At 63.1% G+C, this 16,911-nt stretch carries 12 protein-coding genes; 5 read left to right on the top strand and 7 right to left on the bottom strand.

What is annotated here, in order from left to right; all coding sequences use genetic code 11:
* Positions 1-76: 76 nt before the first annotated feature.
* Positions 77-1,045, top strand: a complete 969-nt coding sequence (locus AC07UR_RS19200; RefSeq protein ID WP_209789707.1) for a LysR family transcriptional regulator — start codon at positions 77-79, stop codon at positions 1,043-1,045.
* A gap of 81 nt (positions 1,046-1,126) precedes the next feature.
* On the opposite strand, the gene AC07UR_RS19195 is transcribed toward AC07UR_RS19200, so the two are convergent.
* The 7 genes from AC07UR_RS19195 to AC07UR_RS19165 form a co-directional block, all read right to left on the bottom strand.
* Entirely contained in the window at positions 1,127-2,593 is a 1,467-nt protein-coding gene (locus tag AC07UR_RS19195) for a UdgX family uracil-DNA binding protein (protein ID WP_209789179.1), read from the bottom strand.
* Positions 2,593-3,825, bottom strand: coding sequence for a putative DNA modification/repair radical SAM protein (locus AC07UR_RS19190; protein WP_209789177.1), 1,233 nt, complete (start codon positions 3,823-3,825; stop codon positions 2,593-2,595). Before AC07UR_RS19190 ends, AC07UR_RS19195 begins: the two co-directional genes overlap by 1 nt.
* 272 nt (positions 3,826-4,097) lie before the next feature.
* Positions 4,098-4,604 (bottom strand): peptide-methionine (S)-S-oxide reductase MsrA, encoded by a 507-nt coding sequence (msrA, locus tag AC07UR_RS19185; protein WP_209789175.1) that lies wholly within the window; start codon positions 4,602-4,604, stop codon positions 4,098-4,100.
* A 252-nt stretch (positions 4,605-4,856) separates the two neighbouring features.
* The gene (locus tag AC07UR_RS19180) at positions 4,857-5,837 is read right to left on the bottom strand and encodes an extracellular solute-binding protein (RefSeq protein ID WP_209789173.1); all 981 of its coding nucleotides are present in this window, start codon (positions 5,835-5,837) and stop codon (positions 4,857-4,859) included.
* Positions 5,838-5,902: 65 nt separating this feature from the next.
* Complete coding sequence (locus AC07UR_RS19175; RefSeq protein WP_209789171.1) at positions 5,903-7,543, bottom strand: ABC transporter permease; 1,641 nt, start codon at positions 7,541-7,543, stop codon at positions 5,903-5,905.
* Positions 7,540-8,601: an ABC transporter ATP-binding protein gene (locus AC07UR_RS19170; RefSeq protein WP_209789169.1), complete on the bottom strand. Its 1,062-nt coding sequence runs from the start codon at positions 8,599-8,601 to the stop codon at positions 7,540-7,542. The genes AC07UR_RS19175 and AC07UR_RS19170 overlap by 4 nt, the downstream gene beginning before the upstream one ends.
* A gap of 26 nt (positions 8,602-8,627) precedes the next feature.
* Positions 8,628-9,446 carry an inositol monophosphatase family protein gene (locus AC07UR_RS19165; RefSeq protein WP_209789167.1) on the bottom strand — a complete coding sequence of 273 codons (819 nt, stop codon included), beginning with the start codon at positions 9,444-9,446 and terminating at the stop codon, positions 8,628-8,630.
* A 257-nt stretch (positions 9,447-9,703) separates the two neighbouring features.
* Between AC07UR_RS19165 and AC07UR_RS19160 the strand changes: the two genes are divergently transcribed.
* The 4 genes from AC07UR_RS19160 to AC07UR_RS19145 all read left to right on the top strand — a co-directional run bounded on the left by AC07UR_RS19160 (position 9,704) and on the right by AC07UR_RS19145 (position 16,740).
* Entirely contained in the window at positions 9,704-10,492 is a 789-nt protein-coding gene (locus AC07UR_RS19160; RefSeq protein ID WP_173421417.1) for a DeoR/GlpR family DNA-binding transcription regulator, read from the top strand.
* 427 nt (positions 10,493-10,919) lie between these two features.
* Positions 10,920-12,275 (top strand): 5-aminolevulinate synthase, encoded by a 1,356-nt coding sequence (gene hemA, locus AC07UR_RS19155; RefSeq protein ID WP_209789165.1) that lies wholly within the window; start codon positions 10,920-10,922, stop codon positions 12,273-12,275.
* A gap of 17 nt (positions 12,276-12,292) precedes the next feature.
* The gene (locus tag AC07UR_RS19150; RefSeq protein WP_209789163.1) at positions 12,293-13,612 is read left to right on the top strand and encodes an efflux RND transporter periplasmic adaptor subunit; all 1,320 of its coding nucleotides are present in this window, start codon (positions 12,293-12,295) and stop codon (positions 13,610-13,612) included.
* Between the two features lie 8 nt (positions 13,613-13,620).
* The gene (locus tag AC07UR_RS19145; protein WP_209789161.1) at positions 13,621-16,740 is read left to right on the top strand and encodes an efflux RND transporter permease subunit; all 3,120 of its coding nucleotides are present in this window, start codon (positions 13,621-13,623) and stop codon (positions 16,738-16,740) included.
* Positions 16,741-16,911 lie beyond the last annotated feature (171 nt).

Raw genomic sequence — 16,911 nt, 5'->3', positions numbered from 1 at the left:
TCACCCTATCGGTACTTCCCGCGGTGCAGCATATCGTCGACACCAGCGAAATCGGTCTAAAGGGTGCAAGCAAATGATGGATCTCCGCCAGCTTCGCTATTTCGTAGCCGTCGCGCGCGAGCGAAATTTTACCCGCGCGGCCCAGATGCTGCACATCGCCCAACCGCCCCTGAGCCGGCAGATCCAGTTGCTCGAGGAGGACCTTGGCGTCCCCCTTATCATCCGCAAGAGCCGCCCGGTCCGGCTGACCGAGGCAGGGCGTCTGTTCTACGAGCAGGCGCTGCAGGTTCTCGGCAGGGTCGAACAGATGCAGGCGGCAACCCGCCGCGTCGGCTTGAACCAGAACAGCGTCGTGTCCATCGGCTTCGTTGCCTCGACCTTGTATGGCGGGCTGCCCTCGCTCGTGCGAAAACTGCGCCAGCACGCCCCGGAAGTGGATATCCAGCTGTTGGAAATGGTCTCCGTCCAGCAGATCCCCGCCCTCAAGGAGGGCCGTATCGACATGGGGTTTGGTCGCCTGCGCCATAGTGATCCGAACGTGGTCGGCACAGTGTTGCGCGAAGAACGCCTAGTCGTCGCCATACCCAAAGATACGCCGCTTGCCGAGGATGCCTCGCCACTTGCGGTCGCCGCCCTTGCCGGTCAGAAGGTCATCGTCTACCCCAAGGAACCTCGTCCCGGCTATGCCGACCATGTGCTCAACCTCTTGCAAAGCCATGACGCACGCCCGGCCGAAGTTCAGGAAGTGCGGGAGATCCAGACGGCCCTCGGGCTGGTGGCCGCTGAAGCCGGCGTCTGCATCATCCCCTCCTCCGCACGGCAGATGCGGTCTGACGTGCATTACCGTCTGCTTGAGGGAGAGGGCGCAACCTCGCCGGTCATCCTCAGCCACCGCGTCGGCGACAATTCCTGGTACATCGAACTCGTCAAACGGCTGATCGAGGAGATGTACGCGGAAAACCCGCCCTGGCTGGATCCGGAATACAACCTTCTTCCCACCCGTGGCTCAAGCGGCAGCCCACCGGCACACCTTGAGAGGTTTTGACAGGTGCAATGCCCGGCCTGGCAAGCGCACGTCAAGCGGCTATCTCGGCCGACCGGTGGCCTCGCGATCATCCGATCGCTATTATGACCCCGGCGTACCAAACGCAGCGACCGCGGCCAGGTCTTTCTTGAAATGGACCATCTCGACCTCTCGGCGGGCGGCATCCGGAATGCGCAGCAGGAAGGATGGATGAACTGTGACGAACACGGCCGGATCATGGTCTGAGCGCCGTATCATTCCCCTGACATCTGATATCTTCGGGCGCTCGCCGGTGAGCGCGAACAGCGCTGTCGCCCCCATCGCCACGACCAGCCTCGGCTTGACCAGTGCCAGTTCGAGGTCAAGCCACCACCTGCAATGTTCCACCTCGCCAGCATCGGGCCTTTGGTGCAGGCGCCGCTTGCCGCGCATCTCGTATTTGAAATGCTTGACGGCATTGGTGACATAAAGGGAACGACGATCGAGCCCGACTTCGTGCGCCACCGCGTCAAAAAGCTTGCCGGCCGGTCCGACAAACGGTCGTCCGGCGAGATCCTCTAGGTCTCCGGGCTGTTCGCCGACGATCATGATCGGGGCATCGGCCGGCCCTTCTCCGAACACCGTCTGCGTGGCGCTGCAATGGAGTGGGCACCGAGTGCAGCGGGACGCCTCGGCACGAAGTTCCTCCAATGTCCCTGGCACCGGCGGCCCTTCTTCCCGCACTTTTGCTGCGGCCTCAATTCGCGCATGAAAGGCTGGCGGGTCTCGTGCCATTCGCTCGCCCATGGCAACGACGCTCGCCTCAGCACCTGCGATCATCGCGGGAATAAGTGAGGCCTCCGGAAGGTTTTTCCAGTACTTCTTCGGCATTTCCGCCTGCATCGCCTTCACCTTCAGTCGGGCGGGATTGAAGATGCTGGAAAAATAGGTGCGCCAGAGTTCTTCGGTGTCGTCCGACAACGCGGTCTTTTGGCCCGGGGTTGAGGACACTTCCAGCAGCTTGCCGTCCCAGGCGGCGACGCCACGCGGGGTTGCGATCATCCAATCCATGTCGAAGAACCGCCTGTGAAAGAACGGTGCGACCCGAGCGACGATGTAGTGATCCGGCTCGAACCACGCGACGAAACGACGACGGCCTGCGTCTCCACTCGGGCCGACCTCCTTGAAACGAACAAAGGCGGTCATCTTGTGGCTGTCGCGCCGGACCGATTTGGCCAATCCGTGCAGCGCTGCGACGTCGCCATCCGTCGCGTTACCCAACAGGTCGCGATCCCGTTGCAGTCGATGGAGAACCCGGTAGAGAACGCCGAACCGAACCGGATCGGCATGACAGATGGCGGTGGCCGCAAGGTCGAGGAACAGCCTGGGCACCGTCAACGCCGGTGAGGCATGCCCCAACGGCGCTTGCTTCTCCGGATCACCTCGCTCCCGATCAAACAGATCGGCGCTCGCATCGGCCCCTTGTCGCCATTCAACCGCCTCCGGCGGCACGCCCGCAAGCAGCAGCCTGCGCGCCGCATCGCGCCATTCGCCGAGCTCCCCTCGTCCTTCCAGGGCAACGACCCGCATCAAAACAGATCCAGCTGTTCGGGCTTGGGCTCGAACATCGAGCGTAAATCCGATCGGTCGATCAACTTGTGCGGCGTCCACCCCTCCGTCGACAGGAATGACCGCACCTTCTTGACCGAGATGTGCAGCCGGGCAAGATCCTCCAACCTCAGGCGACGCAAACGACGCGCCGAAAGAATGGCCCTGACGGCCTTCGTGCCAAGGCCGGGAACGCGCAAAAGCGCCTCTCGCGACGCGGAATTGACGTCGAGCGGGAAAAAATGCCGATTGACCAGCGCCCAGGAAAGCTTGGGGTCAAGCTTGAGATCAAGCATGCCATCCGGCTGGTTGGCGGTGATTTCATCGATGTCGAACCCATAGAAGCGATAGAGCCAGTCCGCCTGATAAAGCCTGTGCTCGCGCATCATCGGCGGCTTGATCAGCGGCAGCTTGCGGGATGCATCGGGAATGGGACTGAAGGCCGAATAGTACACCCGGCGCAGTCCGTAACTGCCGTAGAGCCTGGCGCTCGTGGCGAGGACCACGCGGTCATTCGCCTGGTCGGCTCCGACGATCATCTGGGTGCTTTGACCCGCCGGCACGAAGCGCTTCCTTCGCTTGGTCTGCAGTGTCGCGTCATTGGCCTCATCGATCTTCAGCCGCAACTCCCCCATCGATCTGCGGATGTGAGCCGGCCGCTTTTCCGGCGCGTAGGCCGCAAGACCCGCGTCTGTCGGAAGTTCGATGTTGATGGAAAGCCGGTCGGCATAGAGGCCGGCTTGCTCGACCAGCAGCGGCGATGCCTCGGGGATGGATTTCAGATGAATGTATCCGGAGAAATTGTGGTCAACGCGCAAAGCCCGGGCGATGCGGACCATCTCTTCCATCGTGTAATCCGATGACCGAATGATACCGGACGAGAGAAACAGCCCTTCGATATAATTGCGCCGGTAGAATTCCATCGTCAGCCAGACGACTTCTTCCGCCGTGAACCTCGCACGCTCGACATTGCTTGACGAGCGATTGATGCAATAGGCGCAGTCATAGATGCAGAAATTCGTCAGCAGTATCTTGAGGAGGGAAATGCATCTGCCATCGGGAGCATAGGCATGACAAATGCCGGAGCCTTCCGTCGACCCCAACCCGCCGGTATCCGCCGAGCTTCGCTTGACGGTTCCACTCGAAGCGCACGAGGCGTCGTACTTTGCCGCATCCGAGAGGATTGCGAGCCGGTCTTTGAGTGATTTCTTCATGTTTGTTCACTATATGTTCCATTCGTGCTTGCGTCAACATCGACGTGTTTCAAGCCCGTTCGTGCCCGGCGTCGCGATTTGCAGACTGTGGAAGACCGTGGAGGCTAGTGCCGGCAACGGGCCGGGTGATGCCGATGACACCGTTGAGCGAGGCGGTTGGACCCGCGTGTCCCCGGTCGGCCACCCTGGGCATCGCTCAGCAACGGCAAAGGCGCTCCAGCTTCGAGCCGGGGCGCCACAATGATCTCTACCGCAAATGGTCAGGCTGCAGCCTAGGCGGCCGCCTCCCGCTTGGGCAGCACCCAATTCGCCCGCGGAAAATGGCAGGTGTAGCCGTTGGGATAGCGCTTCAGGTAGTCCTGGTGTTCCGGCTCCGCTTCCCAGAAAGCGCTGGCCGGCTCGACCGCCGTCACGGTTTTTCCTGGCCAAAGGCCCGACGCATCCACATCCGCAATGGTATCTTCGGCTATTCGCCGCTGCTCATCCCCAAGAACGTAAATCGCCGATCGGTAGGAGGTACCGATATCGTTGCCCTGCCGGTCGAGCGTGGTCGGGTCGTGAATCTGGAAGAAGTACTCCAGAATCCGGCGATAGCTGATCATCTCGGGATTGAAAACGATCTCGATGGCTTCGGCGTGTGTGCCATGGTTGCGATAGGTGGCATTGGCCACATCGCCGCCGGTATAGCCCACGCGGGTCTCGATGACGCCGGGCAGCGCGCGGATCAGATCCTGCATGCCCCAGAAGCAGCCACCAGCCAAAACAGCTTTCTCGGTCATTTGTTATGTCTCCACTTGCTTGAGATCGGCACCATAGCGCTTGGCGTTCATTTCGCCGAGCGGAATGAACCGCAGTGCCGCGGAGTTGATCCAAGAACGCAGCCCGACACAGGCAGAGACGTCAGACCCGGCGCAAGGAAGGTCAAGGGATGGTGGCGTGCGGGCGGGAGAGTTGCCCGCACACCACCCCACGCTGCAAGGAAGCCGCGTTGAGGCGTGAGCCCGAGGCGGCTTCCTTGCGCGGCAGGATCGTTACTTGCTCGAACCGGCCTTCGGCAGAGCGGCCCATTCCGCGAGGAATGTGTCGCGGCTGCGGGCGGCCTCTTCCTCGTCGATCTTGAAGACCTTGATCGAGGCGAGTTCCGGCAGCTTCACGAAGTCGGAAACCTGGATGTCCGTGCGGCTAGGACGGCGAAAGGCGACCTTCAGCAGCTCGATCTGCGCTTCCTTGGAGAGCAGCGTATCGATTGTCTTCTTGGCATTGTCACCAGCCGGTGCGCCTTTGACGAGCGCGGCGAATTCCGGCGTCGTGAAGGTGCCGGAGGAGGGGTAGACGATGCTGATCTCCGTCTGGCCGCCGTCGACATAGCTGTAGCTGTTCGTCTCGAAGGTGATGCCGACGGCATATTCGCCCATGGCCACGCCCTTCGGCACGGCCGAAGACGAACTGCTGACGACGAGATTGGCAACCAGCGCCTTGTAGGTCGCTTCATCGAGCAGCTTCGACAGGCCCCAGACGATCGTGTAGCCGGTCGAGCTGTTGGCCGGATCGGGCAGGACGATACGACCCTTCCAGGACGGATCGGCCAGGTCCTTCCAGTCGGCCGGCGCCGCGGAACCGTTCAGCTGGTCGGTATTGACCATCACGGTGACGACATGGACGTTGGCGGGCTGGAAGTAATCTTCGGGAACACGCAGGTCCGCAGGCATGGCGGCCAGTTCCGGCGAGGTGTAGGGTTCGAGCACATCCTTGAAAGCGCCCATCGTGTTGGCCGAGGACGACCAGAAGACGTCGCCCTGGGGGGCGGCCTTCTCCGCCTCGATGCGGCGCAGCAACACACCGCTGCCACCGGTAATGATGCCGGTCGTCAGCCCGGCCTTCTCCTTGATGACGGCCTGCACGGCCTCGACGGCCGGGACCGGGTTGGTGGTGTAGATCACGGGATCGGCAGCGGCGGCGCCTGCTGCGGCAAAGCCGGCGAGAAGCATGGTCGTTGCGGCAAGTTTCATCATGGCAGTTCCTCCTGGTTGGTCTGAGATCGGCCGCGTCCCTCACGCGGCCGGATGGTCGTTGATCTTCACTTCGAGCCGAACAGGTCCACCTTGAACACGGTCGTGGCAATCACGACCGGCAGCAGGATCACGGCAACCAGCACCAGGCCATAGGCCGAGGCATAGGCCATCAAGCCCGAGTCGATCAGCCGGAAGATCTGGATCGGCAGGGTTTCGCGGCCGCCGGAATAGACAAGCAGCGAAGCCGAGAGTTCGGAGACGGTGGTCGTCCAGGTCAGGATCGCGGCCGAGGCGACGGCAGGCAGCATCATCGGCAGCACCACGCGCAGGAACGTCCTGAACGGCGGCGAGCCGAGGCTGATGGACGCCTCTTCGATGGAGTTCGGGATGTTGTGCAGGATCGCCTGGCCGTTGCGCATGCCGAAGGGCATGCGGCGGATGACATAGGCGAGCACGATGATCGTCGAGGTCCCGGTCAGCGAGAGGAAGCCGCCGTTGAAGGAGGCGAGCAACCCGACGCCGAGAACGGTGCCCGAGAGCGCCAGTGGAATGGCTGCGACATAGTCGATCAGCGGCGTTACCAGATTGGGCTTCTTGACGACGAGGTAGCTGACGAGCGTGCTGAAGGCGACCGAAATGAGCGTGGCGATGCCGGCAAAAAGGATCGAATTGACCAGCGGGCCGGGCGCCGTGATGAAGACGCGGGCCATGTTGTCGAGTGTCCATTCCCCCCAGCGCATGACCGGGCCCCGCGAAACCGTGAAGGCGCCCACGGCAATAGTTAAGAGCGGCAGCAGCGAGATGGCGACGACGACGCCCGCAGCAGCGCTGACGAGCACGCCCCGGCCGCCCTTCAGCGGTTGGGGCTTGGCGCCCCTGCCCTGCACGATCTCGTAACGGCCCCTGGCGATGATGCGGCGATTGACGAAGAGCAGACCCATGACGATCAACACGGAGGTGCTGGCAAGCGTGCTCTGCATGGTGAGGTTGCTCGCGCCCTCCGCCACGGCCGCCTGATAGATCGCGACCGAAAGCAGCGGCACGTTGTGGCCAAGGATGGTCGAGATCGCGAAATTACCGACGACCATGGTGAAGACGAGCAATGCCGAGGCAAGGATCGCTGGGCGAATGACCGGCAACATGACATGGAAGCGCGAGCGCACCGGTGCCGTACCGAGGCTTTGGGCGGCCTCCTCCAGCTGTGCATCGAATTTGCCGATGGCTGCCACCGTGCCGATATAGACATAGGTGTAGTAGATAAAGCTCATCGACGTGATGAGGCCGAACCAGCCGTAGAAACTCGGGAGGAAGATCCCGTGGCCCTTCAGGAAGCGGGTGATGAGGCCGTTGTTGCCAAGGATCATCAGCCAGGTCTGCGCCGTCACGACTTCCGGAATGACCAGCGTGATGAGCGGCAGCAGCGTGATCAGCAGCTTGCCGCGGAAACGGAAGCGCGCCGAGACATAGGCAAGCGGCACGCCGATCAGCGTCGAACACAGCGTGACGACGCAGGCGAGCACCAGCGTATTGCCGATGGCCGCCAGGCTGCGCCCATCGTGCATGAGCTGGACCCAGCCCGAGCCGCCATCTCCGAAGAAGCTCGCGGTGAAGATGTAAAGCAGCGGATAGACGACGAAGACGCCGAGAAGAGCAAGCGCCAGCGCGGAAAACCAGGGCCAGGGGGAGCGCAGAAGAGACGGGTTCATGACCGGATCACCCGTGCGGCGGCGGGATCGAAGCCGAGGTGGACAGAGGCACCCGGCAGGAAGGCGTCGTGCCCTGCACCGTGCAGTTCCGCATTAAGGACGAGGCCGCCTGCGCATTCGACGCTGTAGCTGGTACGGGCGCCGAGATATTGCCGGCCACGGATGGTTGCCGGCAACGATTGCAGGCCGGCAACCGGCGCTGAAGAAATCTTCAGGTCCTCCGGTCGAAGAACGAGGATACCGTGCTCGGCTGGGCCCTCCAGTGCGTCCGTCGCCAGCAGGCGGTTGCCCGCGACTTCAAACTCGACGAGACCCGGAGAGGTCGAGCGCACGGCAACGTCTGTTCGGTTCGCTGCACCAACGAAATCGGCGACGTAGCCGGTGCGGGGCGTCGCATAGATCTGCTGCGGCGTGCCCAGCTGCTCGACCTTGCCCTTGTTCATCACACCGATCAGATCGGACATGGACAGTGCTTCTTCCTGGTCGTGCGTCACGAAGACCGTGGTGATATTCGCCTCGCGCTGCAATTCGATGATCGTCTCGCGGATCTGGACGCGGAGTTTCGCATCGAGATTGGAGAGCGGTTCGTCCATCAGCAGGACCGTCGGTTTGATCACCAGCGCGCGGGCAAGCGCCACGCGCTGACGCTGGCCGCCGGAAAGGGCTGCCGGATGGCGGGAAAGCAGATGGCCGAGGCCGACCCGCTCAAGTGCGGCCTTCACCTTGCGCTCGACACCCTCGCCCTTTTCGCCGCGCGCACGCAGGCCATAGGCAACGTTGTCGGCGACCGTCTTGTCAGGAAAGAGCGCGTAGTCCTGGAACACCATGCCGATCGCGCGCTTGTGGGGCGGAAGCTCGGTGACGTCGCGGCCGCCGAAGCGGATCTGGCCGCCGCTTGCCGGCGCAAAACCGGCAATGGTGCGCAACAGTGTGGTCTTGCCGCAGCCGGAGGGGCCGAGCAGCGTGAAGAAGCAGCCTTGCGGAATATCCAGCGACAGGCCGGAAATGACGGTCTCGGCGCCGTATCGCACCGACAGGTTGGAGATCGCTATGCCCATGAGTTCCCTCTTCTTTGTCTTCAGGCTTATGCGTTGGCCGAAACGGCAGAGCCGGATTTCATGTCCTTGACGAGATCGAGCGCCTGGGCGTGCACCCTGGCGTCGCCCGCCCCCAGCAGCTGGCCGGAGCTTTCCAGCGTCAGCGGCGCGCCGGCCCAGTCCGTAACGATACCGCCGGCACCTTCGACGATGGGTCGGAAGGGCGCGAAATCAAAAACCTTCTGGCCGCCATCAAGCGCCAGATCGGTGCGCCCATCGGCAAGAAGGCCATAGTTGAGGCTCGCCCCGCCATAGACCCGCGCGCTGGTGGCCGCACGCAGCCGGTCGAGCGCAGGGCGTTCGTTCTGTGCCAGATAATCCTGGTTGCTGTTTGTCATGATCGCCTCGGCAAGCGAGGGGCAGGAACGCACGCTGACCTCCTGGCCATTGCGCGTCGTGCGCCGGCCTTCAGCGCCGATCCAGCGCGAGTCGATTGCCGGAATGTCGATGATGCCGAGGCGCGGCACGCCGCCGACGGCAAGCGCGATCAGCGTACCGTAGACGGGCATACCGGCGATGAAGGCCGTCGTACCGTCAATCGGATCGAGCACCCAGACATGTTCGCTGCCGGGGCGGACCCAGTCGCGCTCCTCGCCGATGATGCCGTGGGAGGGATACCGCGCTGAAATCATGCCGCGCAGCCGGTCCTCGATGAGGATGTCCATGGCCGTCACAAGGCTGCGGTCCGCCTTGACCGAGACGTCGACCCGCGCCAGGCGGTTTTCCCTGAGCACGGCCCGAGCGATATCCGCCAGCTCCACGGCGAATGCCACATGTTTGTCTTCGATGAGGGCGGCGCTGGTCATTCTCTGTTTTACGCTTTCCCGTTTGCCGGCAGCCGCCATCGTTCCCGCAATGCATGCAGGTTGGGCGCCGGCCTTGGCTCCGACTGATTGAAGATGCTGATCGGGTAAGTCCGACCTGTGCGATCTACCTACAGGCAATTGTCGAATGTGGCAATATGCGTTTTTCGTGGCAATATGTGTTATTATGCGGCGAGCGATATGGCGCTTGTGGCAATGCGAGGCGTCGCATATCAAGAAGCTGCAAGGGAGGCTTCGCTATGTGGCAAGAAGAGCGTCAACAGAAAATCCGTTCGCTGCTTGCGGCCTATGGCCAGGTATCGATCGACCGCATCGTCGATGATTTCGGCGTGTCGCGCGAAACGATCCGCCGCGACCTCATGGAAATGGAGATGGCAGGGGAGTTGCGTCGGGTGCGCGGCGGCGCTGTTCCGGTAACGCGGGAGGACACGACCTTCGGCGTGCGCATCACGCTGCGTCTGCAAGAGAAGCGTGCGATCTGCGCGGCCGCCCTCGGGTACCTCGAAAGCGGCCAGACCATCTTCATGGATGCGGGCTCGACCAGCTCGACGATGGCCGAGGCGCTCGCCGGCCCGAGCGGCCTCAGCAACCTCACCATCCTCACCAATTCCATCGACGTTGCGAGCCAACTGACGGAACGGGCCGGCGAGCTTTCGCGCGGCACGCGCGTCATTCTGCTCGCCGGAAACGTCAAGCAGGATCCGATGGAGACCTTCGGCGAGGCAACCATCAACGACATCCAGCGCTACCGCGCCGACATTGCGCTCCTTGCCCCCTGGGGGGTCGACGCCACGATGGGCGCGATGAACTATTTTCTCCATGGCGCCGAGATCGCCCGTGCCATGGTGCGCAATTCCGGCCGGACGATCATTCTCGCCGACCATTCCAAGGTGGGTGTCGTCAGCCGTTCGGTCTTCTGCGAGACCGGAGAGATGGCCCATCTCATCACCGATGCGAAAGCCCGTCAAAAGCCCGGCTTCGATGCGCTAGCGGCCGCTGTCGAAGGGCTTGTCGTCGCGGGCGAATAGGCCGCTTCTGATAGCGCGGAACCGGTCACGCCAACTGCAGGACCGAAAGGCGTTCGCACGAAACCGTGTCGCTCACCGGGAGGAATTCATATCTCACCCCGTCTCGGGCGGGAATCCGTGCTCGCAGCCGATGTAAAGCGCTACGGCGTGCGGCTCGACGCACGCTCATCCATCGATTGCCGCAAGGTCGTCATCCTGGCCGTGGGCACCACCGGCACGGTGGTAGCGCTCCTCGCAGGCCTTTCTGTCGTGCGAAATGTCAACGGCAAGATCTCACATCGGACTTTGGTCTTGCGGGGCCGGTACCTACGTCGAAAACCTCGCTGAACCTAAGTCTGTGTCACGCCTTCCTAAAAAGCCCTACTATACGAGGGTTCGAAATCGACCATTCCGGACGGATCGAGCCAACCGCACTGAGGAGGGGGCAATGGACTACAGTGTCTTTTTTACCAACGCCCTGGAGGGACTGCGCCAGGAAGGGCGATATCGTGTCTTTGCCGATATCGAACGCATGGCCGGCGCTTTTCCGCATGCCAGACTCCACGAGGGAGATCGTGTTCGCGAGGTCATGGTCTGGTGTTCGAACGACTACCTCGGGATGGGCCAGCACGAGAAAGTCCGAAGCGCTATGCACCAGTCGCTGGACCTGTCCGGCGCCGGTGCCGGCGGAACGCGCAACATCGCAGGCACGAACCACGCGCACGTGTTGCTTGAGCGCGAACTGGCCGATCTACACCGCAAGGAAGCAGCATTGCTGTTCACATCAGGCTATGTCTCCAACTGGGCGGCGCTGTCGACGCTTGCGGCCAAGTTGCCGGGATGCGTCGTTCTGTCGGATGCAGGCAATCACGCCTCGATGATCGAGGGCATCCGCCACTCGCGCGCGGACTACCGGATTTTCAAACACAACAGCCCGGAAGATCTCGCCCGCTGCCTGGAACAGGTGGAGCCCGATCGGCCCAAGCTTGTCGCGTTCGAATCCGTCTATTCGATGGATGGTGACATCGCCCCGATCAAGGAACTTTGCGACGTTGCCGACCGCTACAATGCCATGACCTACCTGGATGAAGTGCATGCGGTCGGTCTCTATGGTCGCCGTGGCGCCGGCGTCGCCGAACGCGACGGCGTCATGGATCGCCTGACCATCGTCCAGGGTACGCTTGGAAAGGCGTTCGGAGTGGTCGGAGGTTATATTGCCTCGACGGGGCCGATCGTCGATTTCGTGCGCTCCTTCGCCTCCGGCTTCATCTTCACGACCGCGCTGCCGCCGATGCTGGCAGCCGGTGCCCTAGCCTCCGTCCGGCATCTGAAGACCAGCCAGAGCGAGCGCAGGGCACAGCAGGACAGGGTGCGCATGCTGCGCGACAAGCTCGACGCCGCCGGCATCCCGCATATGCACAATCCAAGCCATATCGTTCCGGTCGTCGTTGGCGACGCGGCAAAGTGTCGGGCCGTTTCCGACCGGCTGCTCGATGGCTTCGATATCTACATTCAGCCGATCAATTACCCGACCGTGCCGCGCGGCACCGAGAGGCTGAGGATCACCCCTTCGCCGCTGCACAGTTACGAAGACATCGACTATCTCGTCGACGCGCTCGATGCGGTCTGGTCGCAGCATCACCTCGCCCGCACCCGGCCGATCGGACCGACGATGCCGCGCTGGCGCGTGGCAAACAGGCTGCCTGTGCCCGACCCCGCGCAATGCGAGGGCTGTCGAAAAGTGATGGCGCTGGTGCCCGCGACGGCGGCCGACGACGTTCCCGTCCACGAGATGCACTCATAGGGGCAAGAGGTGTCGTCATGATCCGCAGACGACCAACACATCTCGATACGTCGCCGCTGGACCGACAGCCAGGAACCGCGTCGGAAAAGAACCACAGGCGACGCAGAACGGTCGGTTCTGTCGCACTCATTGCCGTAGCTGCCCTGCTTGCGACAGCCTACCCGATGGTTGTCGGCCATCTCTACCCGACCGCAGGGACGGCAATGGCGGTCGCCACGGGATCGGCCGGTGCCACCTCTGGCGACGATGCCTCCGTGATGAGCGTATCGGTCGTCAATGCTTCACCCGGCGCCCTCACGACCACAAGCACTGTTTCCGGGTCGATCGTCGCCCGCGAGGACGTGCTCGTGGGGACGGAGAGCGATGGCGCCGGCGTTCTGTCCATCCTGGCCGAGGAAGGCGATACGGTTCGAGAGGGCCAGATCCTGGCCGTCCTGATGTCCGACCTGGGCGAGATCGCCCTGGCGATGAACGACGTCGAGATCGAGCGCGCCAATGCTCTGTTGACCCAAAGCGAGAGTACGATCGCGCTTGCGCAAACAAATCTCGATCTCGCTGGCAAGGCACTGGCCCGTGCCGACCCACTCTCGAAATCCGGAGTAACGTCCCTGGACGTCCTCGAACAACGCCAGGCCGATGTGCTTGTCGCCGAAGCCAAGCTTGCCACCGCGCAACAGGCAAAGAGGGTCGCCTTGGCCGAGCGCGCCATCGCGTTGGTCAAGCGCCGCGAACTGACTGCCCATCTCGAGCGAACGCGCGTACGGGCGCCCGCGTCCGGCATCATCGTCGAACGCTTCGCGCATGTGGGCGACATAGCCACGGGCAAGACGCCGCTGTTTCGCATCGCCCGGGACGGACTTTTCGAGCTCGAGGCGCTGGTTCCCATGCGCATGATGGATCGGATCCGGCCTGAAATGGCAGCGTCCATCTCCATCCCGGGGAGCGAGGTACCCCTTGCCGGCACCGTCCGGCATCTATCGCCGCGGATCGAACCGACCACCAGAATGGCACGCGTCCGCATCGCCCTTCCGCCGACCGTCATGGTTAGGCTCGGCGCCTTTGCGCGCGCGGAAATCCGCACGACGGAGCAGATGCAGATCGTCCTTCCACTCAGCGCCGTCCAGCCCACGGCCGATGGCAGCCAGGTGCAGCTGGTGGCCAACGGAACCGTCGAAACGCGCGCCGTCGTCACCGGCCGCAAGACCGCCGAGGCTGTCCAGATCGTCTCAGGGGTATCGTCCGGCGAGCAGGTCATCCTGCGGTCGGGCGGCCTGGTGCGCGCCGGCATGCGCGTCACGCCCGTTTTGCCCGCCGCCGTCATCGCCGCAAACCGGTGAGGCATCCAATGGCCATCAACGTCTCGAAATGGTCGATCGAGCGTCCCGCGGTCGGCATTGCGCTGTTTCTCGTGTTGACGGTTATGGGGTGGCTGTCCCTGACCTCGCTGCCGGTCAACCGCTTCCCGGAATTGGAGTTTCCTGTCGTCACGATCATGCTGCGTCAGCAGGCGGCATCGCCGAGCGACCTGGAAATGCAGGTAGCGAAAAAGATCGAGGACGCCTTCGAGGACATCGAAGGTCTTGAGCGTCTGGACGCCACGATCAGTGACGGCAGTGTCACGTTGAGTGCAGAATTCGCCACCCACATTTCGCCAGATGTCGCGCTGGATCGGGTACAGGCGGCGATGCGGACGGTCCGCAGCCAGTTGCCGGCAAATCTGGAGGAGCCTTCGATCGAGCTTTCCAACATACGGCGTCTGGCAATCGCCACTTATGCTCTGCGCTCCGACCAGCTGGCGCTGCCGGCAATCTCCAGGCGCGCCGACGAGCGCATTCGCCCCATCCTGGAAAAAGTGCCGGGCGTCGGCAGGATTGTCCGGGTTGGCGGCAGCGAGCGGGAGATCAGGGTCTGGCTGCAGCAAGATGAAATGATCGCCCGTGGCCTGGCGCCACAGGACGTCAGCCGGGCACTGCGTTCCGTCAGCGACAACCGGGCCTCCGGAACGATGGAGACCGACGGCTTCGACGAGCCGGTCCGCACCGTCTCGGCACCTATGTCGGTGGAGGATCTCGACGCGCTTGCCGTCAGAACCGGCCCCGGATCCAGCAACCGGCTTTCCGACATTGCCAGGATCGAGGATGCCTGGAGCGAGCCTTCGGGTTTCGCGACGCTCGATGCCGATCCGATCGTCGCCCTGGCGATCTTTGCCGAAAAGCGGGCCAACGAGGTCGAGACATTCGAGCAGATAAAATCCGCAGTTCAACGTCTCGACGATGCCGAGACTGCGGTGCAGTTCACGCTGCTCGACGAAAACGCCAGCTACGTCAGCAACAATTTCACCGGCACGATGCGAACCATGGCCGAGGGCGCGCTGTGCACCATCGCAGTCGTCTTTCTGTTCCTGCGGGATCGGCGCGCGACGCTCATCGCTGCCATCGCTCTGCCGCTGGCGGTGATCCCGACCTTTCTTGCCATGGAAGTTCTCGGCTTCTCACTCAATCTCGTTTCCCTTTTGGGCCTGACGCTGGCGATCGGCCTTCTCGTCGATGACACGATAGTGGAGATCGAGAACGTGTCGCGTCACCGTGAAATGGGAAAGACGATCTGGCGCGCGGTCATCGATGCGACGGAGGAGATCGGTAGCTCGGTCATCGCGATATCGCTGACCGTTGTCGCGGTTTTCCTGCCGCTGGCGCTGATCGAAGGTCTGCCCGGTCGATACTTCCGGGAGTTTGGACTGACCGTGGCCGTCGCGACGCTCCTGTCATTGCTGGTCGCGCGAGTAATCACGCCCATGCTGGCGGTGGCGTTGTTGAAGCCCGCGCCACCGGGCGAGCGCAGCAAATCCGGAAGGAGCAACGGATTTTATTCGCGACTGCTGCGGCTGTCGATCGGCCGGCAGAAAGTGTCGATGGGAGGGCGAAGCATCCACATCGACATGACCCTCGTGACTTTGGCGCTCGGCCTGCTTTCCGTCGCGGTGCCGTTCCTGACGGTACTGCCGACGCTGCCGCGCGGGTTCATCCCGACGGAAGACGGGACCCGCCTGGCGTTCGCAATCGACATGGCCGATGGAGCCAGCACCGCGTCAATGATGCAAAAATCCGTCGAGATCGCGCGCTCCCTGAAGAAGGACCCGGATGTCCAGCACATCTACGCCTATCGCGGCGATCTCACTTTCGGTCCACGGAGCCAGCAGTCCTTCACCGTTCACCTGATGCTGACGGCACCGGCCGAGCGCAACCGGACCCGCCAGCAGGTGGCCGCCGATGTCACCAGGCAACTGGCAACAATCGCGGATATCCGCAGCGCCGAACTGGGGTTGACCGGCAGCCGCCAGTTCTCGCTGACGCTCCTCAGCGATGAGCCCGGCCGCCTGGAGCAGGCAAGCGACAGCCTGTCGTCGGCGATGGCTGAGATGCCTGACTTCCGAACAGTGACGTCGCTTCGCCCCTCCCTTCGCAGCGAGTTGCAGATCGTGCCCGACCGGGACCTCGTTTCGGAACTCGGCATCAGCCTCGACGCGCTATCGGACGCGGTGCGCGTGGCGACTGTCGGAGATATCAGCCGCGAGCTGGCTCACATCGATCTGCAGGGCCATCGGGTTCCGGTGCGGGTCCGGGTGGAGGCTGAAGATGACATCGACATTTCGCTGATAGAAGGCATGCCGCTGAGGACTGCCGATGGCAACGTCGTGCCGCTGGCGGCAATCGCCGAGGTCGTGGCACGTTCCGGCCCGGCCGAGATCATACGGCGCGACGGGTTGCGGCGCATCGATATCACCGCCGATCTCAAAGGGGCTGTCTCGTCAGGCACCGCCCTGTCGGCGGTGACGGCGTGGATTGCAGACAACCCCTTGCCGGAGGGTGTCAGCCTGCAGCCTGCCGGCGAGACCCTGTCGATGCAGGACTTTTTTTCAAGCTTCCTCCGCGCAGTGCTCCTGGGGCTCGCCGCCGTCTTCGCGATCCTGCTGATCCTCTTCGGCAACCCGTTCCAGCCGCTGACAATCCTGTTGTCCCTGCCTCTCGCCCTGTCCGGCGGCATCCTGGCCCTCGCTCTCACCGGAAACGGCGTGATAATGCCGGTGCTGATCGGCGCATTGATGTTGATGGGCATTGTCGCGAAGAATGCGATCCTGATCGTCGATCTCTCTGGTCAGCTGATCAAGCAGGGCCACGCCCCCCGCGAGGCCGTGGTCACCGCCGCAGAACAGCGGGCGCGGCCGGTGATCATGACCACCGCGGCGATGATCGCCGGCATGGTTCCCGTGTCCCTTGGCTTCGGCGACGGCGGAGCCTTCCGCGCGCCGATGGCGATCGTCGTCATCGGCGGACTGCTCGCCTCCACCGCCCTTTCGCTGCTTTTCGTCCCGGCGCTGTTCCTGCGCGTTCACGCGCTACAGGTCCTTGTCGCAAGACGCGTCGGCGCCGTGCTTCGCGCGCCCGAGGCGCACGCAGACAGCTGACCGCGGCGGCCGGGTCAACATCCCGCTCGCCCTCGGGCGCAAAGGGAGACGGATGCAAATCGGCAGCCATTGGCTATAGTCGCAGCGACAGGGTCATCAAATCCGCAGGATTTGCCGGCCCTGCTCATGCCAATCTCTTCGCCAAGTGGAAAACCGAAGAGGACGCCGATG

Source organism: Ensifer sp. GW821-FHT05G01, from assembly GCF_059419585.1.
This window is presented reverse-complemented; position numbering and strand designations above follow the sequence as displayed.

Bases quoted from the DNA above. Each gene is read 5' to 3' on its own strand.
- AC07UR_RS19200 (WP_209789707.1), top strand. From the start codon at position 77: ATGGATCTCCGCCAGCTTCGCTATTTCGTAGCCGTCGCGCGCGAGCGA.
- AC07UR_RS19195 (WP_209789179.1), bottom strand. From the start codon at position 2,593: ATGCGGGTCGTTGCCCTGGAAGGACGAGGGGAGCTCGGCGAATGGCGC.
- AC07UR_RS19190 (WP_209789177.1), bottom strand. From the start codon at position 3,825: ATGAAGAAATCACTCAAAGACCGGCTCGCAATCCTCTCGGATGCGGCA.
- msrA (WP_209789175.1), bottom strand. From the start codon at position 4,604: ATGACCGAGAAAGCTGTTTTGGCTGGTGGCTGCTTCTGGGGCATGCAG.
- AC07UR_RS19180 (WP_209789173.1), bottom strand. From the start codon at position 5,837: ATGATGAAACTTGCCGCAACGACCATGCTTCTCGCCGGCTTTGCCGCA.
- AC07UR_RS19175 (WP_209789171.1), bottom strand. From the start codon at position 7,543: ATGAACCCGTCTCTTCTGCGCTCCCCCTGGCCCTGGTTTTCCGCGCTG.
- AC07UR_RS19170 (WP_209789169.1), bottom strand. From the start codon at position 8,601: ATGGGCATAGCGATCTCCAACCTGTCGGTGCGATACGGCGCCGAGACC.
- AC07UR_RS19165 (WP_209789167.1), bottom strand. From the start codon at position 9,446: ATGACCAGCGCCGCCCTCATCGAAGACAAACATGTGGCATTCGCCGTG.
- AC07UR_RS19160 (WP_173421417.1), top strand. From the start codon at position 9,704: ATGTGGCAAGAAGAGCGTCAACAGAAAATCCGTTCGCTGCTTGCGGCC.
- hemA (WP_209789165.1), top strand. From the start codon at position 10,920: ATGGACTACAGTGTCTTTTTTACCAACGCCCTGGAGGGACTGCGCCAG.
- AC07UR_RS19150 (WP_209789163.1), top strand. From the start codon at position 12,293: ATGATCCGCAGACGACCAACACATCTCGATACGTCGCCGCTGGACCGA.
- AC07UR_RS19145 (WP_209789161.1), top strand. From the start codon at position 13,621: ATGGCCATCAACGTCTCGAAATGGTCGATCGAGCGTCCCGCGGTCGGC.